The following is a 17,531-nucleotide window of genomic DNA, read 5'->3' as shown; positions in this document are numbered from 1 at the left end:
GCCGAGACCGCCGACGCCGTCGGCAGGGCCGTACGCCGCCCCGCGCGTCGCCCCACGTGCCGCCTCACGCCTCCAACCCCCGTGGCCGCAACAGCAGTTCGGCCAGTGAGGCCAGCCAGTCCACCAGCAGGGCGAGGGCGACCGTGAGGATCGAGCCCAGCACCAGCACCGGCATCCGCTGATTGGTGATGCCGGCCGTGATCAGCACGCCCAGCCCGCCGCCGCCGCCGAAGACCGCCAGGGTCGCCGTACCGACGTTCAGGACCAGGGCCGTGCGGATGCCGGCGAGGATGAGGGGGACCGCCAGCGGCAGCTCCACCCGTGTCAGCACTCCCGTCGGGGACATGCCGATGCCGCGCGCCGCCTCCAGCAGGGTCGGGTCGTTCGCCTTGAGGCCGGCGATGGTGTTGGACAGCACGGGCAGGACGGCGTAGGCGATCATGCCGATCAGGGCCGCCTTCCGGCCGATGCCCAGCCAGATCACCAGCAGGGCGAGGAGGCCGATCGCGGGGGTCGCCTGGCCCATGTTGGCGATCGCCATGGCCACCGGGGTCGCTTTGCGGAAGGCCCGCCGGGTGAGCAGGATCCCCAGCGGGATCGCGATGATCAGCACGAAGAAGGTGGAGATCACCGTGAGTTCGATGTGCTCCCACAGGGCCTGGGAGACCTGCCCGTTCGACAGCGCGTTCTCGGAGACCGCGTCGAGGTCGGCCTGCTGGAACCACAGCCAGGTCGCGAGCAGCACGGCGACGAGGAAGGCGGGCAGGAAAGTCAGCTTCTGCCAGGTGATCCTTCGGCGCGGGGGAGTCGGTGGCTTCGGCGCCGCCGCCTCTTCCCGGTCCCGTTCCTCCCTCTCCCGCTCCCGCTCCTCCCGCTCCTCCTCTTCACGTTCCTCCAGCTCCGGAGTGGTCACGCCTTCTTCTCCCCTCCGTTGCCCTCCTGCTCGGCGTGCGTCTGTGCGGCGCGGGCCACCTCCAGGTCGTGCTGGGCCTCCATGGCCTCCAGCCGGTCGGCCTCCAGCAGCTCGTGCACGGAGTTCATCAGCGTCTCCATGTCGACGACCCCGGTGTACTCGCCGCGCCGCCCGGTCACGGCCACCCGGCCCGCGTTGTCCGTCAGTACCGCCTCCAGCGCGTCCCGCAGGGTCGCGTCCCTGGTCACCGTGTCGTGGACGAGCGTGCCCGCCCGCGCCAGGGAACCCTTGGCCCGCATCATGTCGCCGCGCCGGAGCCACTTGTACGGCCGCCCGCGCTTGTCGAGCAGCAGGACCTCGTTCGTGCCGCTCGCCCGCAGCCGGTTGAAGATCTGCTGGAGCGGGTCGTCGACGGTCGCCGTCGGATAGTCGGTGATCTCCACATCCCGTACGCGGGTCAGGTTCAGCCGCTTCAGCGCCGCGCCGGCCCCGACGAACCCCGAGACGAAGTCGTCGGCCGGGTTGGTGAGGATCGCCTCCGGGGTGTCGAACTGAGCGATGTGGGACCGTTCGCGCAATACGGCGATCCGGTCACCGAGCTTGATCGCCTCGTCGAAGTCGTGCGTGACGAAGACGATCGTCTTGTGCAGCTCGTGCTGCAGCCTGATCAACTCGTCCTGGAGGTGATCACGGGTGATCGGGTCGACCGCACCGAACGGCTCGTCCATCAGGAGGACGGGCGGATCGGCCGCCAACGCCCGCGCCACGCCGACCCGTTGCTGCTGCCCGCCCGACAGCTGCCGGGGGTAGCGGCCGTGGAACTCACCGGCGTCGAGCCCGACGAGGTCGAGCAGCTCCTCGACGCGCTTGCCGATCCGGCCCTTCGACCAGCCGATCATCTTCGGTACGAGCCCGATGTTCTGGGCGACCGTCATGTGCGGGAACAGGCCTGCGGACTGGATGGCGTAGCCGACCTTGCGGCGCAGCTTCACCGGGTCGATGTCGGTGACGTCCTCGCCGTTGATGCGGATGCGGCCGCCGGTCGGCTCGATCAACCTGTTGATCATCTTGAGCGTCGTCGACTTCCCGCATCCGGACGGGCCGACGAAGATGACCGTCTCACCCGCCTTGATCTCCATGGTGACGTTGTCGACGGCCGGGCTGGGATTGCCCGGGTACCGCTTGCTGAGGTTCTCCAGCTCGATCGTGGCGCCCGTGGTGGCGTTCGTGCCCGTGGTGCCGGTGGGGTCAGACACGGATCCCCCTGGGAATGGTCAGCCGTCCGATCAGGACGTACGCGGCGTCGAACAGCAGCGCCAGGACGATGATCCCGAGGGTGCCCGCGAGCACCTGGTTGAGCGCGTTCGCGCTGCCCAGCGAGGCGAGACCGCGGAAGATCACGTTGCCGAGCCCGGGGCCGGAGGCGTACGCCGCGATCGCCGCGATGCCCATCAGCATCTGCGTGGCGACCCGGATCCCGGTCAGCACCGGCGGCCAGGCCAGCGGCAGCTCCACCCTCAGCAGCCGGGTGAGCCGGGACATCCCGATGCCCCGGGCCGCGTCCACGAGCGCCGGATCGACCCCGCGCAGGCCGACGATCGCGTTGCGCACGATCGGCAGCAGCCCGTACAGCGTCAGCGCGATCACCGTGGGCGCCACGCCCAGCCCCACGATCGGAATGAGCAGACCGATCATGGCGAGCGCCGGAATGGTCAGAATGGTCGAGGTGGTCATGGTGGCGAGGTTGCCCGCCCACCCGCTCTGATAGGTGGCCACACCGATCAGCACGCCGAGCACGGTCGCCACGACCATGCACTGGAAGACGGCGCTGGCGTGCTGGAAGGCGTCGGTGAGCAGCTGCTGGTGGCGGTTGCCCAGGTACTCCCAGAAGCTCACATGCGCTCACCCCACGAAGTAGTGGCTAGCTGCTCTCCCGGTCCTGGGCCGCCTGCTCCACGAGCGGGATGATCCGCAGCGGAACGGGGTTCTCCATCACGATCGCGGTGGAGGCCCGGACGATCCCATCGAAACCGACAACCCGGTCGATCACACGCTGGAGATCGGCGTTGGAGCGCGCCACGAGGCGGCACAGCATGTCCCCGGTCCCGGTGGTCGTGTGCAGCTCCAGCACCTCCGGCACGGTCGCCAAGTGGGCGCGGACGTCGGCCCCTTGCCCCTGCCGGATCTGCAGCGTGGCGAAGGCGGTGACCGGATACCCGAGCGCGGCCGGATCCACCTGCGGACCGAATCCGCGGATGACTCCGTTCGACTGAAGCCGGTCGAGCCGCGCCTGCACGGTCCCGCGGGCCACCCCCAGCCGCCGGGACATCTCCAGCACCCCGATCCGCGGCTCCCGCGCCAGCAGCACGATGATCCGTCCGTCAAGATGATCGATCGCCACAGCAGCCCGCCTCGTCTCATCGCTGTCTTGTCGCTCGGAGTGGTCATCCTGTACAGAGAGCCCGCAGAAACGAGCACTGCACTGGTCATATTGCCCAGTGATCGAGCGAACTATTGCGCACCTTGCCCCACCGGAGTGAGGCTGCGGCTATGACGCAGACCACACACCACACTCCCGACACCGCCCGGCAGGCCGACCCCTTCCCGGTCAAGGGAATGGACGCGGTCGTCTTCGCCGTGGGCAACGCCAAGCAGGCGGCGCACTACTACTCGACCGCCTTCGGCATGCGGCTGGTCGCCTACTCCGGACCGGAGAACGGCAGCCGCGAGACCACGAGCTACGTCCTGGAGAACGGCTCCGCCCGGTTCGTCCTCACCTCGGTCATCAAGCCCGCCACCACCTGGGGCCACTTCCTCGCCCAGCACGTGGCCGAGCACGGCGACGGCGTCATCGACCTCGCCATCGAGGTCCCGGACGCGCGCCGCGCGTACGCCTACGCCCTCGAACACGGCGCCCGCTCGGTGGCCGAGCCGTACGAGCTGAAGGACGAGCACGGCACGGTCGTCCTGGCCGCGATCGCGACGTACGGCGAGACCCGCCACACCCTCGTCGAGCGCACCGGCTACGAGGGCCCCTACCTCCCCGGCTACGTCGCCGCCGCGCCGATGGTCGAGCCGCCCGCCCAGCGCACCTTCCAGGCCATCGACCACTGCGTCGGCAACGTGGAGCTCGGCCGCATGAACGAATGGGTCGGCTTCTACAACAAGGTCATGGGCTTCACGAACATGAAGGAGTTCGTGGGCGACGACATCGCGACCGAGTACAGCGCGCTGATGTCGAAGGTCGTGGCCGACGGCACGCTCAAGGTCAAGTTCCCGATCAACGAGCCCGCCATCGCCAAGAAGAAGTCCCAGATCGACGAGTACCTGGAGTTCTACGGCGGCGCGGGCGTCCAGCACATCGCGCTGAACACCAACGACATCGTCGCCACGGTCCGCACCATGCGCGCGGCCGGCGTCCAGTTCCTCGACACCCCGGACTCGTACTACGACACCCTCGGGGAATGGGTCGGCGACACCCGCGTCCCCGTCGAGACCCTGCGCGAGCTGAAGATCCTCGCCGACCGCGACGAGGACGGCTACCTGCTGCAGATCTTCACCAAGCCGGTCCAGGACCGCCCGACCGTCTTCTTCGAACTCATCGAGCGGCACGGCTCGATGGGCTTCGGCAAGGGCAACTTCAAGGCACTGTTCGAGGCGATCGAGCGGGAACAGGCCAAGCGCGGCAACCTCTGAGGCCCGTACGGGACCTGAGGCCTGTGGGACGCCTGTGAATTCGTAGAACATGCAACCAATGGACGGCGGTTGACGCTCTCATGTCCTGTGGGTGCCACGGGGGCACCCACAGGACTCGGGGGAGAGAGTGACCACGAGCGGCATCAACCTCGCTGTGCGGTCGGCCCGTTGGCTGTGGCAGAAGAACACGCTCAAGGAGCCGACGGTCCTGCAGTCGTTCGCCTTCGACGAGGCGAACAAGCACCTGTACGTCCTCCAGGTCGCCGCCCACGGACACGCGGCCGGCGACCTGTGCCTGAACAAGCTCGACTACAAGGGAACCCGGCTCGGCCACATGTACCTCAAAGGCTTCGGCCACGGGGTCAGCATGGGTGTGCAGCGCGACGCGTCGGACGGCAGCACCTGGATCTGGACGGAGGCCGACGCCAGGAACGGATACGGCCGGGGCGTCACCCGCTTCCACTTCAAGAACGGCGCCGTCCGCACCGGCGCCGACGTCAGGATCCGCCGCCCCATAGCGGACTCCACCAACAACCAGCCGTCGGTCTGCATGGCGTCGGGGCGCATCGCCGTCCGCTACCGCAACGCGGCCAATCAGCCCCGCTACCGCGTCTGGGACCTCGACGCCTTCGTCGCCCGCGACTACGGCGACCCCCTCGCGGACATCGCCCAGACCGGCGCCCACCCCGACCCCAAGATCCCCTTCCAGGGGTACGCCCTGCACCGCGACTGCATCTACCAGCTGGCGGGCACGGCGTACGACGCGAAGACCAACCCCGCCGCCAAGCGGGGCAACACCTATGTCTCCAGCCTCGACATCCGCACCGGCGAGCTGCTCCAGCAGGAGCGCACCGAGGCCGGGTACACGCTCTCGCACCGCGAGCCGGAGGGCGTGGCCGTGCGCGGCGGCTCCGAGCCGCGGGTGTACCTCGGCTTCGCGTCGGGACAGCTGGGGGCCCGTCGCTTCTCGATCTTCGTCAAGGACAAGGACAAGGACGAGGACGAGTCGTAGTCCGACCAGCCCGGTCGGGGCTGGTGACGCGCAACGCGCTGATCGGTACGGCAGCCGTGTGATCACTCCTCGGGGACGTCCTGCGGCGACGGCTCCCCCAACTCCTCCAGCGCCGCCTCGGCCAGCGGCACCCGCGTAGGGGAGAAGTGGGGATTGATCCGCAACGCCTCCTGCAGATGCCGTCGCGCGGGCCCGGCCATCTCCAGCTCCCGCTCGATCATCCCCCGGTGATACACGTACAGCGCACTGCGGACCGCACCCCCCTTCGCCCGGTCGGTCGCCACCCTGGCGAACTTCAGGGCCTCCTTGTCCTTGCCGGCCCGGTGCAGCGCCCAGCCCAGTGCGTCGGCCACGGCGATCCCCGGCTGGCGTCGCCACTCGGTCCGCAGCCGCCGTACGGCGGACTCCGCGTCGCCGTGATCGGCCTCGAAGCGGCCCAGCACCAGCTCCTCGTCCACGCCGCCCGCCGCGGCCCGCGCCGCCCGCTCCCGGAGCAGGTCGTACTGCACCCGCGCCGCCTGCCCCAGCCCCAGCGACTCGTACAACTCGCCCAGCTCCAGGGCGTATTCGGGAAGCGGCTGCTTGGCGAGTGCCATCCGGTAGGCGTTCAGGGCCTCCGTCGTGCGGCCGAGTGCCGCCATGGTCCGCCCCTGCCCGGCGAGCGCGGCCCGCTGGTCGGGGTCGAGCCGTACCGCCTCCTGGAAGTACCGCAGGGCCTCCTCCAAGTCGCCGCGTTCCCAGGCGAGCTGCCCGGCCCGTTCGAGATACGCCGCCCGCTCGGCCGGTGCCTCGGCGCCCGCCGCCGCGTCGGACAGGGCCGCGGCCGCGTCCTCCCGCCGGCCCCGGTCCCGGTAGACGGCCGCCGCCCGCGCCCGCACCGCGGGACCCGAGCCCAGCTTCAGCAGCCGGTCCAGGGTCCGCTTCGCCGCCTTGTAGTCACCCAGCCCCGTGTACGCGTCGATCAGCTGCGGATAAGTCGTCCACCGCTTCCGGTCCGCCTTCAGCGCCGCCTCGCCCCAGTTCCGCGCCGCCCGGAAGTCCCGACGCGCGTTCGCCAGCGCCGCCATTCCCTCCAGCGCCCCGGCGTTCTTCGCCCGCACCTTCAGCGACGAACGCAGCGCCTTCTCGGCCTTAGGGAAGTACACCGGCTGCGCGGTCCGCCGCCCCTGCTCCACATACGCCGCCCCCAGCACCGCCCACGACGTCGCGTCCTGGGGATGAGCCTTCACACGGCCCTCCCGCTCGTCGATCAGCACCGCCAGATCGGGCAGCGCGGCCGGCACCCCGGTGGTGACCGCGACGAGCGCCTGCGCCCCCGGTGCCGGCACAGGCGCAGGCGTCCCGTCCGGCTCCCACGGCAGCAGCGCCAGCATCCCGCCGAGCACGGCACACCCGGCCACCGAGGCGAGCAGCACCCGTCGCGGGATGCGCGGGCGGCGGTCCGGCGTGCCCTGCTCGTTCTCCGAGGCTTCTTCGGTGGGTTCCTCCGTGGCTTCCTTCTCCATGGCGCTCACTGTGCGTCAAACCAAGCGGTCCATACGACGACCACACCCGCCTTACGGCAGCTGCCGTACGCGGGGTTCACACCGATGGCCCCGGGTGCCACGCTGTGATCATGAGCCGTATCGAAGCCGCACCCGACCAGGCCCAGGGTGACCTCACCGAGCGGCTGCTCGCGGGTCTGCCCGCCGAGGCCGTCCTGACCGACCCCGACGTCACGGCCTCCTACGCCAACGACATGGCCAGCTTCTGCCCGGCCGGCGCCCCTGCCGTGGTCGTCCTGCCGCGGACCGTCGAAGAGGTCCAGCACGTCATGCGCACCGCCACCGAGCTGCGCGTCCCGGTCGTCCCGCAGGGTGCCCGCACGGGCCTGTCGGGCGGGGCCAACGCCTCCGACGGCTGCATCGTGCTGTCCCTGACCAAGATGGACCGCATCCTGGAGATCAACCCGGTCGACCGTATCGCCGTCGTCGAGCCCGGCGTCATCAACGCGGCCCTCTCCCGCGCGGTGGGCGAACACGGCCTGTACTACCCACCGGACCCCTCCAGCTGGGAGATGTGCACGATCGGCGGCAACATCGGAACCGCCTCCGGCGGCCTGTGCTGCGTGAAGTACGGGGTGACGGCGGAGTACGTCCTCGGCCTTGACGTCGTCCTCGCGGACGGGCGCCTGATGTCCACCGGCCGACGCACCGCGAAGGGCGTCGCGGGGTACGACATGACCCGCCTCTTCGTCGGCTCCGAGGGCTCACTCGGCATCGTCGTACGGGCCGTCCTGGCGCTGAAGCCGCAGCCGCCGCAGCAACTGGTCCTCGCCGCCGAGTTCGCGTCCGCGGCCGCCGCCTGCGACGCGGTGTGCCGGATCATGGCCGGTGGGCACGTTCCGTCACTGCTCGAACTGATGGACCGTACGACGGTCAAGGCCGTCAACGACCTGGCGCACATGGGACTGCCGGAGACGACGGAGGCCCTCCTGCTGGCCGCCTTCGACACCCCGGACCCCGCCCCCGACCTCGCCGCGGTCGGCGCGCTGTGCGAGGCGGCCGGCGCCACGCAGGTGGTCCCGGCGGACGACGCGGCCGAGTCCGAACTGCTGCTGCAGGCACGGCGGTTGTCCCTCACCGCGCTGGAAGCGGTGCGGGGCGTGACGATGATCGACGACGTGTGCGTGCCCCGCTCCAGGCTCGGAGACCTCATCGAGGGCGTGGAGCGGATCGCCGAGAAGCACCAGCTGACCATCGGGGTCGTCGCCCACGCCGGCGACGGCAACACCCACCCGACCGTGTGCTTCGACGCGGCCGACCCCGACGAGTCCCGGCGCGCCCGCGAGTCCTTCGACGAGATCATGGCCCTCGGCCTGGAACTCGGCGGCACGATCACGGGCGAGCACGGCGTGGGCGTACTGAAGAAGGAGTGGCTGGCACGTGAGATCGGCCCGGTGGGGGTGGAGATGCAGCGAGGGATCAAGCAGGTCTTCGACCCCCTGGGCATCCTGAACCCGGGCAAGCTCTTCTGACGTTGCCATCCTTCCCCTACGGCTCACTGGGCGAGCAGTTGGTCGAGCGCGTCGTCGATCCCCAGCTGCTCGCCCTCAGTCCCCGGGGGCACCACCCGCAACGTCCGCTCCAGCCAGGCCGACACCTGAGCCGCCGGCGCCTCCAGCAGGGCGTCCCCGTCCGGCGAACTGAGCGCCATCAGCACCACACTGCGCCCCTCGACCTTCGTCGGCCACACCCGCACGTCCCCGTGCCCGCACGGCCGGAACACCCCCTCGACGAGCAGATCTCGGGAGAAGGTCCAGTACACGGGGTGGTCGGAGTTGATGTGGAAGGTGATGTGAACGGCGTACGGATCGTCGCTGCGGTAACTCAGCCGGGCCGGGACGGCGACGCTGCGCTCCGGCGACAGGATCAGCTTGAGCTCCAGTTCGCGCTCGATGACGGTGTGGTGCATGGCGTGGATGTCCTCTCCCGTGTCGTGTGCGGGTCCTGCGGGCGGGCCCGTACGAGTGGAGAGGGAGGAGCGGGGTGGATCATTACGCGGGTTCGCAGAATTTTTTCCGGGCCTGCGTCCGCGGGCTTCCGATCGCTGTGAAGCACCTGTACGAGGTTGCCCGGAAAGGAGTGGGTCCTACGGGACTGGCGGTGCTGGTTGCGCCGGTCTGATAGATGTGGAGGCCCCCAATAGACCCTCGAGCAGATACCGGACGACGGACATGAGCGCCCCAACCCCGGCCCCCGGTGACGACAGGCCCCGCGAAGGGTATTACCCGGACCCGTCCATTCCTGGATATGTCCGGTACTGGAACGGCGCCTCCTGGGTGCCGGGCACCAGCCGTCCGGCCCCGACCGACGGCGAAACGCTCAGCCCACCGCCGGGCGCGAACCCGGACCGGCCCACGGCCGGCGCTGCCGCCGCGGGCGGTCAGGGCACCCCGGGCACCCCGGCCGCCTCGGTCGAGGAGACCGGCCCGCACTTCTTCGACGAGGAACCGGCCGCCGAGCCGGCCCCGGGTGACGCCCAGCACGGCAGCCGCCCCGAGCCGGCGTCCGCGTGGGGCGCCGACCCCTCGCGCCAGGCCGGCTTCGGCGGCGACCAGGACCACCGCGTCTCGTGGGGCGCCCCGCCGGAGGGCCAGGCCGCCCGCACCGACGGCACCGCGAACATCCCGCCCGCCGAGCCGGACGCCGACGCCGAGGGCCTCGCCTCCGGCAACACGTTCATGATGCGCCGGCCCACGGCGGGGTCCGGCGGAGCGCCGTCCTCCGGTGCTTCCGGGCAGGCCACCCCGCACATCCCGAGCCCCGGCGGTCCCGCTGCCGACCCCGGCACCATGGCCATCCGCGCGCTGTCCCCGCGCACGGGACAGCAGGGCGGGGCGGCCGGGGCGCAGTCCGGGAGCACGGGCGCGTCCGCCGGCCCGGGCGCCGCACGTCCGGACGCGGGCCGCCCCTCGGCCGCCGGTGCTCCGCAGGGCCCCGGCTTCGGCGCCGGGAAGGCCGCCGCCGAGCGCGCCGCTGTGGCCCAAGGGCAGGCCCAAGGACAGGCCCCGGGGCAGGCTCAGGCGGGCGCACAGGCCGGGGCCGCCGCCCAGGCCGCCCCTGCCGCCCCCACGGCCGTCTCCGGCCCGCAACAGGCCTCCCCGGGCGTCCCAGCACAGTCCGGCCCGAGCGTCCCCCAGCAGTCCGGCGGCCCTCAGTCCACGCCCCCCGCGGCGTCCGCCGCCCCCATGACCTCCGGCCCCGGCGGCGGCCAGTCCTCCTGGGCCCAGCAGGTCCACCGGCTCGCGGGCCCCGCCGGGGACGACCAGCCGGTCGCCCCATGGAAGCCCCCGCGGGAGGACCCCTTCGCGGCGGCCGCCCTGCGCCAGGCCTCCGCCCGCCCCGCGAACCTCGGCAAGCGGCTGGCCGCGCGGCTGCTGGACACCGTCGTGCTGGCCGCCGTCACCGCGGTGGCCGCCGTGCCGCTCGGCACCAAGGCGCTCGACCACGTCAACGACAAGATCGACGCCGCCAAGCTCTCCGGCGAGACGGTCACCGTATGGCTGCTGGACGGGACCACCTCGGTGTATCTGGGCATCATCCTGGCCGTGCTGCTCGTGTTCGGCGTGGTCTACGAGGCCCTGCCCACCGCCAAGTGGGGCCGCACGCTGGGCAAGAAGCTGCTCGGCCTGGAGGTGCGGGACATCGAGGGCCACGAGCCCCCGGAGTTCGGCGCGGCCCTGCGCCGCTGGCTCGTCTACAGCATCCCCGGCCTGCTCGTCATCGGGGTCGTCGGTGTGCTGTGGGGCCTGTTCGACCGGCCCTGGCGCCAGTGCTGGCACGACAAGGCGGCGCACACGTTCGTCGCCGGCTGACCGCGTCCGTCCGTCCGGCGCCCGCTCTCCGTCCGCCCTACGCCCGCCGCAGGCTCACCGCCTCGGACGAACGGCCTGGATGATTCGGTACCCCGGACGGCCCCGCGCCGGATGCGAAGGCGAAGGGTTCGCGGTCGACTCGGGCCATGAGCAGCGAACCGCCTCCCGGCTCCGGTCAGCCGCCCCCGGAAGACGACCCGTTCAGGAAGCAGCCTCCGCCGCCCGGGGGCTCGGGTTCGCCGTACGGCGATCAGCCGCCGTACGGCAGCCAGCCCCCGCCCCCCTACGGTGGCGGTGACCCGTACGGCGGGGGCGGGTATCCCACCGACCCGCTCGCCGGGATGCCGCCCCTCGCCGACAGCGGCAAGCGCACGCTGGCCCGCATCATCGACATGATCCTGGTGGGTGTCGTCGTCTGGCTGCTCACATGGGGCTTCGGGGTCAGCGAGTACGACGTGGACGCCGACGAGGTGGAGTACAGCAAGTCCGTGGCGCAGTCGGTGGTCGCCGCCGTTCTCTACATCGCCTACGACACCTTCATGACCGTCAGGACGGGGCAGACGCTCGGCAAGAGGCTGCTCAACATGCGGGTGGCCAACCTCGACAACGGCGCCACGCCGTCCGTGCAGAGCGCGCTGATCCGGGCGGCGGTGCTGTGGATCCCGTTCGCGTTCTGCTGCGCCTGTATCTGGACCGCGATCTGCGGTGGCTGGAGTTTCTTCGACCGGCCCTACAAGCAGGGCCTGCACGACAAGGCGGCGAAGACGGTGGTGGTCAGCACCAGCGGCTGACGTACCGACGTCAGGACCCGGTGAGTCAGGACCGGCTGAGTCAGGACTGGGTGAGTACGGGTGCCTCGGTCTGTTCCCGGTCGGCGCCGGCGGGCTTGCGCACCGCCACCACGCGGGGCTTCTTCGGCATGGGCACCGTCATGGCGACCAACAGCCCGAGCAGGAGCGCCGCGACGGCGATGACCGCGATCCCCACACCCGAACTCGTCTGTGACAGCAGCAGCATGGCGAGCGTCGAAAAGATCACGGTGCACGAGCCGTAGGCGAGCTGTGCGGCAGTCGGACGAGGCATGATCATCGTGTCCTCGGAATCAGGGGTGCACGGGGGTCTCGGCCTGGCTTTCCGCCGACGTCCGGGCGTTCCGCCATCCGACTCTAACCGCGTGCATGCCCGAGGGGAACAAACCGTAAGCGTGACCTAACCAACAGTGCCGGTGCACAGGGGGCGCACGGAGTCAAAGCGTCCACCAAGTGGACGGCCGCACGCGCCGGTTGGCCGAAGCGCCGTTGTCCGTAAAGCGGACATCGACTCCGCATAGTGCACTTGACGGGTCCAAGTCAAGGTCTGTCTTTTCTGGTTAACCTCTAGTCAAATGTCGTCACTTGACTACACGCGTTGATCAGGCGCGCGCGGACCTCCATGACCAGGACCCCCTTCATTCCGCGCGCCCGGACGCGGGGGAGGAAGCAAGTGACCAGTAGACCCTGGACGTTCAGAGCGGCGGCAACCACCGTCGCGCTCGCGACGGCCGCGGCGACGTTCTCGACCTTCGCGGTGGCTCAGGCCGACGAAGGAACGTCGGCGGCGTCCGTGGAGCGGCACGACCCGGCGGAGCACACTCACGTCGACCACGACCTGGAAGGCCCCCTGAGCAAGACCCAGGAGGCTCAACGCGAAGAAGCCCTGAACCAGGTCATATCCGGCAAGGCCAAGGTGAAGGAGCGCGAGGGCTCGCAGGTCGTCCAGCTCAAGAGTAAGAAGGGCGACAGCAAGTACGTCGAGCTGGGCCGCGAGAAGACCGACAAGATCTTCACGATCCTGGTCGAGTTCGGCGACCAGATCGACCCCAAGTTCGGCGGCACGCCCGGCCCGCTGCACAACCAGATAGCCAAGCCCGACCGCGCCAAGGACAACTCGACGGCCTGGCAGGCGGACTACGACCAGAAGCACTACCAGGACCTCTACTTCGGCACCGGCAGCAAGACCGAGTCGATGAAGAAGTACTACGAGAAGCAGTCCTCGGGCCGCTACTCGATCGAGGGCCAGGTCTCCGACTGGGTCAAGGTCCCCTACAACGAGGCCCGTTACGGCAACAACGCCTGCGGCCAGACCAACTGCTCCAGCGTCTGGAACGTCGTCAGCGACGGCCTGAACGCGTGGGTCTCCCAGCAGAAGGCAGCTGGGAAGTCCGACGCCGACATCAAGGCGGCCGTGGCGCAGTTCGACCAGTGGGACCGCTACGACTTCGACGGCGACGGCGACTTCAACGAGGCCGACGGCTACATCGACCACTTCCAGATCGTGCACGCCGGTGAGGACGAGTCCGCGGGCGGTGGCGCGCAGGGCACCGACGCGATCTGGGCCCACCGCTGGTACGCGTTCGGCACCGACGCCGGTGCCACCGGCCCCGGGGACAACAAGCTGGGCGGCGCGCAGATCGGCTCCACCGGCATCTGGGTCGGCGACTACACGATCCAGCCGGAGAACGGCGGCCTGGGCGTCTTCGCCCACGAGTACGGTCACGACCTCGGTCTGCCGGACCACTACGACACCTCCGGCGGCGAGAACTCCACCGGCTTCTGGACCCTGATGTCCTCCGGTTCCTGGCTCGGCACCGGCAAGGACAACATCGGGGACCTCCCCGGCGACATGACCGCCTGGGACAAGTTGCAGCTCGGCTGGCTGAACTACGACAAGGCGAAGGCCGCGACGGAGTCCGAGCACAAGCTGGGCGTCGCCGAGTACAACACCCGGCACAAGCAGGCCCTCGTGGTCGAGCTGCCCAAGAAGAAGGTCACCACGCCCATCGTGGAGCCGGCCCAGGGCGCGACCCAGTGGTGGAGCGGCAGCGGCGACAACCTCGCCAACACGCTGACCCGTTCCGTCGACCTCACGGGCAAGTCCGCGGCTTCCCTGACGCTCGCCGGCTGGTACGACATCGAGGCCGAGTTCGACTACCTCTACACCGAGGTCTCGACCGACGGCGGCGCCAACTGGACGGCGATCGACGGCACCGTCGACGGCGCGGCGCTCCCGCGTGACGCCAGCGGCAAGCCCGCGCTGACCGGCACGGTGGACGGCCACAAGAAGCTGGTCTTCCCGCTCGACGCCTACGCCGGCAAGAAGTTCGACCTGCGCTTCCGCTACCAGACCGACGGCGGCGTGGCCCAGAAGGGCTTCGCGGCCGACGAGATCACCGTGACCGCCGACGGTTCGACGGTGTTCTCCGACAACGCGGAGACCGCGGACGCGGCGTGGAAGGCCAAGGGCTTCTCCCGCATCGGCGGGTCCATCACCGGTGACTACGCGCAGTACTACATCGCCGAGAACCGTCAGTACGTGTCGTACGACAAGACCCTGAAGACCGGCCCGTACAACTTCGGCTTCTCGAAGACCCGTCCGGACTGGGTGGAGCACTACGCGTACCAGAACGGCCTGTTGATCTGGAAGTGGGACACCTCCCAGGCGGACAACAACACCAGCCAGCACCCCGGTGTCGGCCTCGTCCTCCCGGTCGACTCCCACCCGGCCCCGCTGAAGTGGGCCGACGGCACGCTGATGCGCAACCGCATCCAGTCCTACGACGCGCCGTTCAGCCGGTTCCGCACGGACGGCATGACGCTGCACAACGCGGACGTCGCGATGAAGATCCCGTCGCGTGCGGGGGTGCCGGTCTTCAACGACCACACCAACACGTACTACGACGCGGCGACCCCGGCCGCGGGTGTCAAGATCACTGACACCAACACCAAGATCAAGATCATCAAGGAGGCCAAGGACGGCTCCACGATCACGGTCGAGGTCGACTCCGCGGTGAAGTAATCCACATTCCCGCAGGTCAGAGCATTATCGGCGGCAACCCCCTGGCGGGGTTGCCGCCGATCGTGTTTAGGTGCACCCTGTGCTTCGCTTATTGACACCGGCACCGACGCCGACGCTCGACTTGACCTTGACACCGACTCGCACGGGGGTGTGACCGCATGGCCGCAGGAGGTTTCTGCAAGCTGCCGACCGGCAGCGTGGTGGTGGCGCTGAACCTGCCCAGACCCACCGCCGACGGCACGGGCTGTGTCCGTGTCCTCGTCCACGCCCAGAACCGCGCCCGAGCCCTGACCAGGCTCCGCAACCTGGGCATGCGCGCCGTCTACCTGCGGGGCAACGCCGCCCCGCCCACTCCGGACGAGATCACCGCCGTCCTGCACCACCCCGACGGCCTGATATGGCGAACGGCACCTGACAACGGTGTCGTGGCGGGCCCCGAGCTCGCCCAGGAGCTGTGGCACCCGATCAGGGCGCTGCTGAGACGCCCGGCGGCGTCGGCGTGACAGCTACGGTTCGGCAGCGCCCCAAGGGGCGCGGGGAACTGCGCGACCAGCCACGACGCACCCGCAGCCGCCCGACGGCCAGTCGCGGCATCTCTGCAGAGCGCTTGGCGGCACTCCCCGCGGAGCGCTACGCGACGACAGGCTTCCCGGACAGCTCGACCCCCGCCTCGCGCATCTCCTCCAGCGCCCGCTCCGTGGTCTCCGTGGCCACCCCCGCGGTCAGGTCCAGCAGCACCTGCGTGCGAAAGCCCTCCCGCACCGCGTCCAGCGCCGTGGCCCGCACACAGTGATCGGTCGCGATGCCCACCACGTCCACCTCCCCGACCTCCCTGGCCCGCAGCCAGTCGGCCAGCTTCACGCCGTTCTCGTCGGCCCCCTCGAAGCCGCTGTACGCCGCCGCGTACGCCCCCTTGTCGAAGACGGCGTCGATCGCGCCGGAGGCGACCGCGGGGGCGAAGTTCGGGTGGAAGCCGACGCCCTCGGTGCCCGCGACGCAGTGCGCGGGCCAGGAGTGGGCGAAGTCGGGGTTGGTGGAGAAGTGCCCGCCGGGCGCGATGTGGTGGTCGCGGGTGGCTACGACGTGCTGGTAGCCGGACCCGGCAGCCTGCCCGATCAGCTCGGTGACGGCGGCGGCCACATCGGCACCGCCGGCCACCGCGAGGCTGCCCCCCTCGCAGAAGTCGTTCTGCACATCTACGACGATCAAGGCGCGGCGCATGGTCGGTGTCCTTCGGTTATGGACGCTGAGGTCGGGACGGTGAAAGCGTGCGGGCCCGGCCGTGAACTTACGAGCCTAGAGACTTCGGGTCCTGCGCGGGAGGGGGCACGGAGTGAGCACGCAGGGCGCACTCGCTTCACGCCCCTGTCTGGCTACCCGAGCGCCCGTTGACATACTCCGTCGGGATGACCGGCTCACCGCGCGAGAGCTGCGTCGCGGACAGCGGCAGATTCGCGCGAGCCGCCGTGTGCCGGTCCCTTACGACGTCCAGCGACTCGCGCGCCAGCACGTCACCGCCCTTGATCAGCTCGACCAGCAGCTGCCGTTCGGCGAGCTCCGCCGGAACCGGCCCGGTGCCGACGACCTCGGCCTCCGCGACGCCGTACTCGTCGCGGCGCCGCGCGGCCCATTTGCGGCCGCCGATGGAGGTCTTGCCGCCGCTGGACTTCTTCGCCACCGGCACCAGCGGCGCCTTCGGGTCGGCGGAGCCGGCGCGGGCGACCAGCTTGTAGACCATCGAGCAGGTCGGATGCCCGGACCCGGTCACCAGCTGGGTGCCGACGCCGTACGCGTCCACGGGCGCCGCCGCCAGCGAGGCGATGGCGTACTCGTCCAGGTCGGAGGTCACGATGATCTTCGTGCCGGTGGCGCCCAGCTCGTCCAGCTGCTGCCGCACCCGGTGCGCGACCAGCAGCAGGTCGCCCGAGTCGATGCGGACGGCGCCCAGCTCGGGCCCGGCGACCTCCACGGCCGTACGGACCGCCTCGGTGACGTCGTAGGTGTCCACGAGCAGCGTGGTGCCGCGGCCCATGGAGTCCACCTGGGCCTGGAAGGCGTCCCGCTCGCGGTCGTGCAGCAGGGTGAAGGCGTGGGCGCTGGTGCCGACGGTCGGGATGCCGTAGCGGAAGCCGGCGGCCAGGTCGGAGGTGGAGGTGAAGCCGCCGACGTACGCGGCGCGCGACGCGGCCACCGCGGCCAGCTCATGGGTGCGCCGGGCGCCCATCTCGATGATCGGGCGCTCCCCGGCGGCCGAGGACATGCGGGAGGCGGCCGCGGCTATCGCGGAGTCGTGGTTGAGGATGGAAAGGATCACCGTCTCCAGCAGCACGCACTCGGCGAAGGTGCCCTCCACCCGCATGATCGGCGAGCCCGGGAAGTAGACCTCGCCCTCGGGGTAGCCCCAGATGTCGCCGGAGAAGCGGTAGCCCGCGAGCCACCCCAGGGTCTCCTCGTCGACGATCCTCCGCTCGCGCAGGAAGCCGAGGACGCCCTCGTCGAAGCGGAAGTTCTCGACGGCGTCCAGCACCCGGCCGGTGCCCGCGACGACGCCGTAGCGCCGGCCGTCCGGCAGCCGCCGGGTGAAGACCTCGAACACGCTCCGCCGCTCGGCGGTGCCCGCCTTCAGCGCGGCCTGCAGCATCGTGAACTCGTACTGGTCCGTGAAGAGCGCCGTCGAGGGAACGTCCACCGGCAGCCCAAGGTGCGCTGTGTCCATGACC

At 70.4% G+C, this 17,531-nt stretch carries 16 protein-coding genes; 7 read left to right on the top strand and 9 right to left on the bottom strand.

All coding sequences use genetic code 11. The annotated features are described in order from the left end of the window. Positions 1-64: 64 nt before the first annotated feature. Genes ACQEV2_RS16365 through ACQEV2_RS16350 form a run of 4 tightly spaced genes read right to left on the bottom strand, consistent with a single transcriptional unit; the run spans position 65 to position 3,314 of the window. The gene (locus ACQEV2_RS16365) at positions 65-913 is read right to left on the bottom strand and encodes an ABC transporter permease (RefSeq protein ID WP_433041150.1); all 849 of its coding nucleotides are present in this window, start codon (positions 911-913) and stop codon (positions 65-67) included. Beyond that, a complete protein-coding gene (locus ACQEV2_RS16360) occupies positions 910-2,169 on the bottom strand; it encodes a betaine/proline/choline family ABC transporter ATP-binding protein (protein ID WP_433041146.1) in 1,260 nt (419 codons plus the stop codon). Before ACQEV2_RS16360 ends, ACQEV2_RS16365 begins: the two co-directional genes overlap by 4 nt. Then, entirely contained in the window at positions 2,162-2,809 is a 648-nt protein-coding gene (locus ACQEV2_RS16355; RefSeq protein ID WP_433041143.1) for an ABC transporter permease, read from the bottom strand. Before ACQEV2_RS16355 ends, ACQEV2_RS16360 begins: the two co-directional genes overlap by 8 nt. Before the next feature lie 25 nt (positions 2,810-2,834). After that, positions 2,835-3,314, bottom strand: a complete 480-nt coding sequence (locus ACQEV2_RS16350; RefSeq protein WP_433041140.1) for an Lrp/AsnC family transcriptional regulator — start codon at positions 3,312-3,314, stop codon at positions 2,835-2,837. Positions 3,315-3,463: 149 nt separating this feature from the next. Between ACQEV2_RS16350 and hppD the strand changes: the two genes are divergently transcribed. Beyond that, on the top strand, positions 3,464-4,609 hold the full coding sequence (gene hppD, locus ACQEV2_RS16345) for a 4-hydroxyphenylpyruvate dioxygenase (RefSeq protein WP_433041137.1): 1,146 nt from the start codon (positions 3,464-3,466) through the stop codon (positions 4,607-4,609). Between the two features lie 127 nt (positions 4,610-4,736). Next, positions 4,737-5,621, top strand: a complete 885-nt coding sequence (locus ACQEV2_RS16340) for a Teichoic acid biosynthesis protein C (Precursor) (protein WP_433041134.1) — start codon at positions 4,737-4,739, stop codon at positions 5,619-5,621. A 62-nt stretch (positions 5,622-5,683) separates the two neighbouring features. Here the strand turns inward: ACQEV2_RS16340 and ACQEV2_RS16335 are convergent, their stop codons facing one another. Beyond that, entirely contained in the window at positions 5,684-7,126 is a 1,443-nt protein-coding gene (locus ACQEV2_RS16335; protein ID WP_433041131.1) for a tetratricopeptide repeat protein, read from the bottom strand. A gap of 104 nt (positions 7,127-7,230) precedes the next feature. Here ACQEV2_RS16335 and ACQEV2_RS16330 point away from each other — a divergent pair, with 104 nt between their 5' ends. Continuing rightward, positions 7,231-8,637, top strand: coding sequence for an FAD-binding oxidoreductase (locus ACQEV2_RS16330; RefSeq protein ID WP_433041128.1), 1,407 nt, complete (start codon positions 7,231-7,233; stop codon positions 8,635-8,637). A 23-nt stretch (positions 8,638-8,660) separates the two neighbouring features. Here ACQEV2_RS16330 and ACQEV2_RS16325 read toward each other — a convergent pair whose 3' ends face one another. After that, the gene (locus tag ACQEV2_RS16325) at positions 8,661-9,074 is read right to left on the bottom strand and encodes an SsgA family sporulation/cell division regulator (protein WP_433041125.1); all 414 of its coding nucleotides are present in this window, start codon (positions 9,072-9,074) and stop codon (positions 8,661-8,663) included. 262 nt (positions 9,075-9,336) lie between these two features. On the opposite strand from ACQEV2_RS16325, the gene ACQEV2_RS16320 reads away from it, so the two are divergent. Both ACQEV2_RS16320 and ACQEV2_RS16315 read left to right on the top strand, forming a co-directional pair. After that, positions 9,337-10,977 carry an RDD family protein gene (locus ACQEV2_RS16320; RefSeq protein ID WP_433041122.1) on the top strand — a complete coding sequence of 547 codons (1,641 nt, stop codon included), beginning with the start codon at positions 9,337-9,339 and terminating at the stop codon, positions 10,975-10,977. A gap of 146 nt (positions 10,978-11,123) precedes the next feature. Next, positions 11,124-11,768, top strand: a complete 645-nt coding sequence (locus ACQEV2_RS16315) for an RDD family protein (RefSeq protein ID WP_433041119.1) — start codon at positions 11,124-11,126, stop codon at positions 11,766-11,768. 40 nt (positions 11,769-11,808) lie between these two features. Here the strand turns inward: ACQEV2_RS16315 and ACQEV2_RS16310 are convergent, their stop codons facing one another. After that, positions 11,809-12,066 carry a hypothetical protein gene (locus tag ACQEV2_RS16310; RefSeq protein WP_433041116.1) on the bottom strand — a complete coding sequence of 86 codons (258 nt, stop codon included), beginning with the start codon at positions 12,064-12,066 and terminating at the stop codon, positions 11,809-11,811. A 393-nt stretch (positions 12,067-12,459) separates the two neighbouring features. Between ACQEV2_RS16310 and ACQEV2_RS16305 the strand changes: the two genes are divergently transcribed. Together ACQEV2_RS16305 and ACQEV2_RS16300 are read left to right on the top strand one after the other, a co-directional pair. Then, positions 12,460-14,811 (top strand): immune inhibitor A domain-containing protein, encoded by a 2,352-nt coding sequence (locus tag ACQEV2_RS16305; protein ID WP_433041112.1) that lies wholly within the window; start codon positions 12,460-12,462, stop codon positions 14,809-14,811. 158 nt (positions 14,812-14,969) lie between these two features. Further along, on the top strand, positions 14,970-15,314 hold the full coding sequence (locus ACQEV2_RS16300; protein ID WP_433041109.1) for a hypothetical protein: 345 nt from the start codon (positions 14,970-14,972) through the stop codon (positions 15,312-15,314). A 127-nt stretch (positions 15,315-15,441) separates the two neighbouring features. Here ACQEV2_RS16300 and ACQEV2_RS16295 read toward each other — a convergent pair whose 3' ends face one another. Together ACQEV2_RS16295 and ACQEV2_RS16290 are read right to left on the bottom strand one after the other, a co-directional pair. Beyond that, positions 15,442-16,032 (bottom strand): isochorismatase family protein, encoded by a 591-nt coding sequence (locus tag ACQEV2_RS16295; RefSeq protein WP_433041106.1) that lies wholly within the window; start codon positions 16,030-16,032, stop codon positions 15,442-15,444. A gap of 136 nt (positions 16,033-16,168) precedes the next feature. Beyond that, positions 16,169-17,527, bottom strand: coding sequence for a nicotinate phosphoribosyltransferase (locus tag ACQEV2_RS16290; protein WP_433041102.1), 1,359 nt, complete (start codon positions 17,525-17,527; stop codon positions 16,169-16,171). Between the last annotated feature and the right edge of the window lie 4 nt (positions 17,528-17,531).

The organism is Streptomyces sp. CA-251387, assembly GCF_050936625.1.
Taxonomy (GTDB): Bacteria; Actinomycetota; Actinomycetes; order Streptomycetales; family Streptomycetaceae; genus Streptomyces.
Note: the sequence above shows the minus strand (reverse complement) of the source record. Positions and strands in the feature narration are given on the sequence as shown.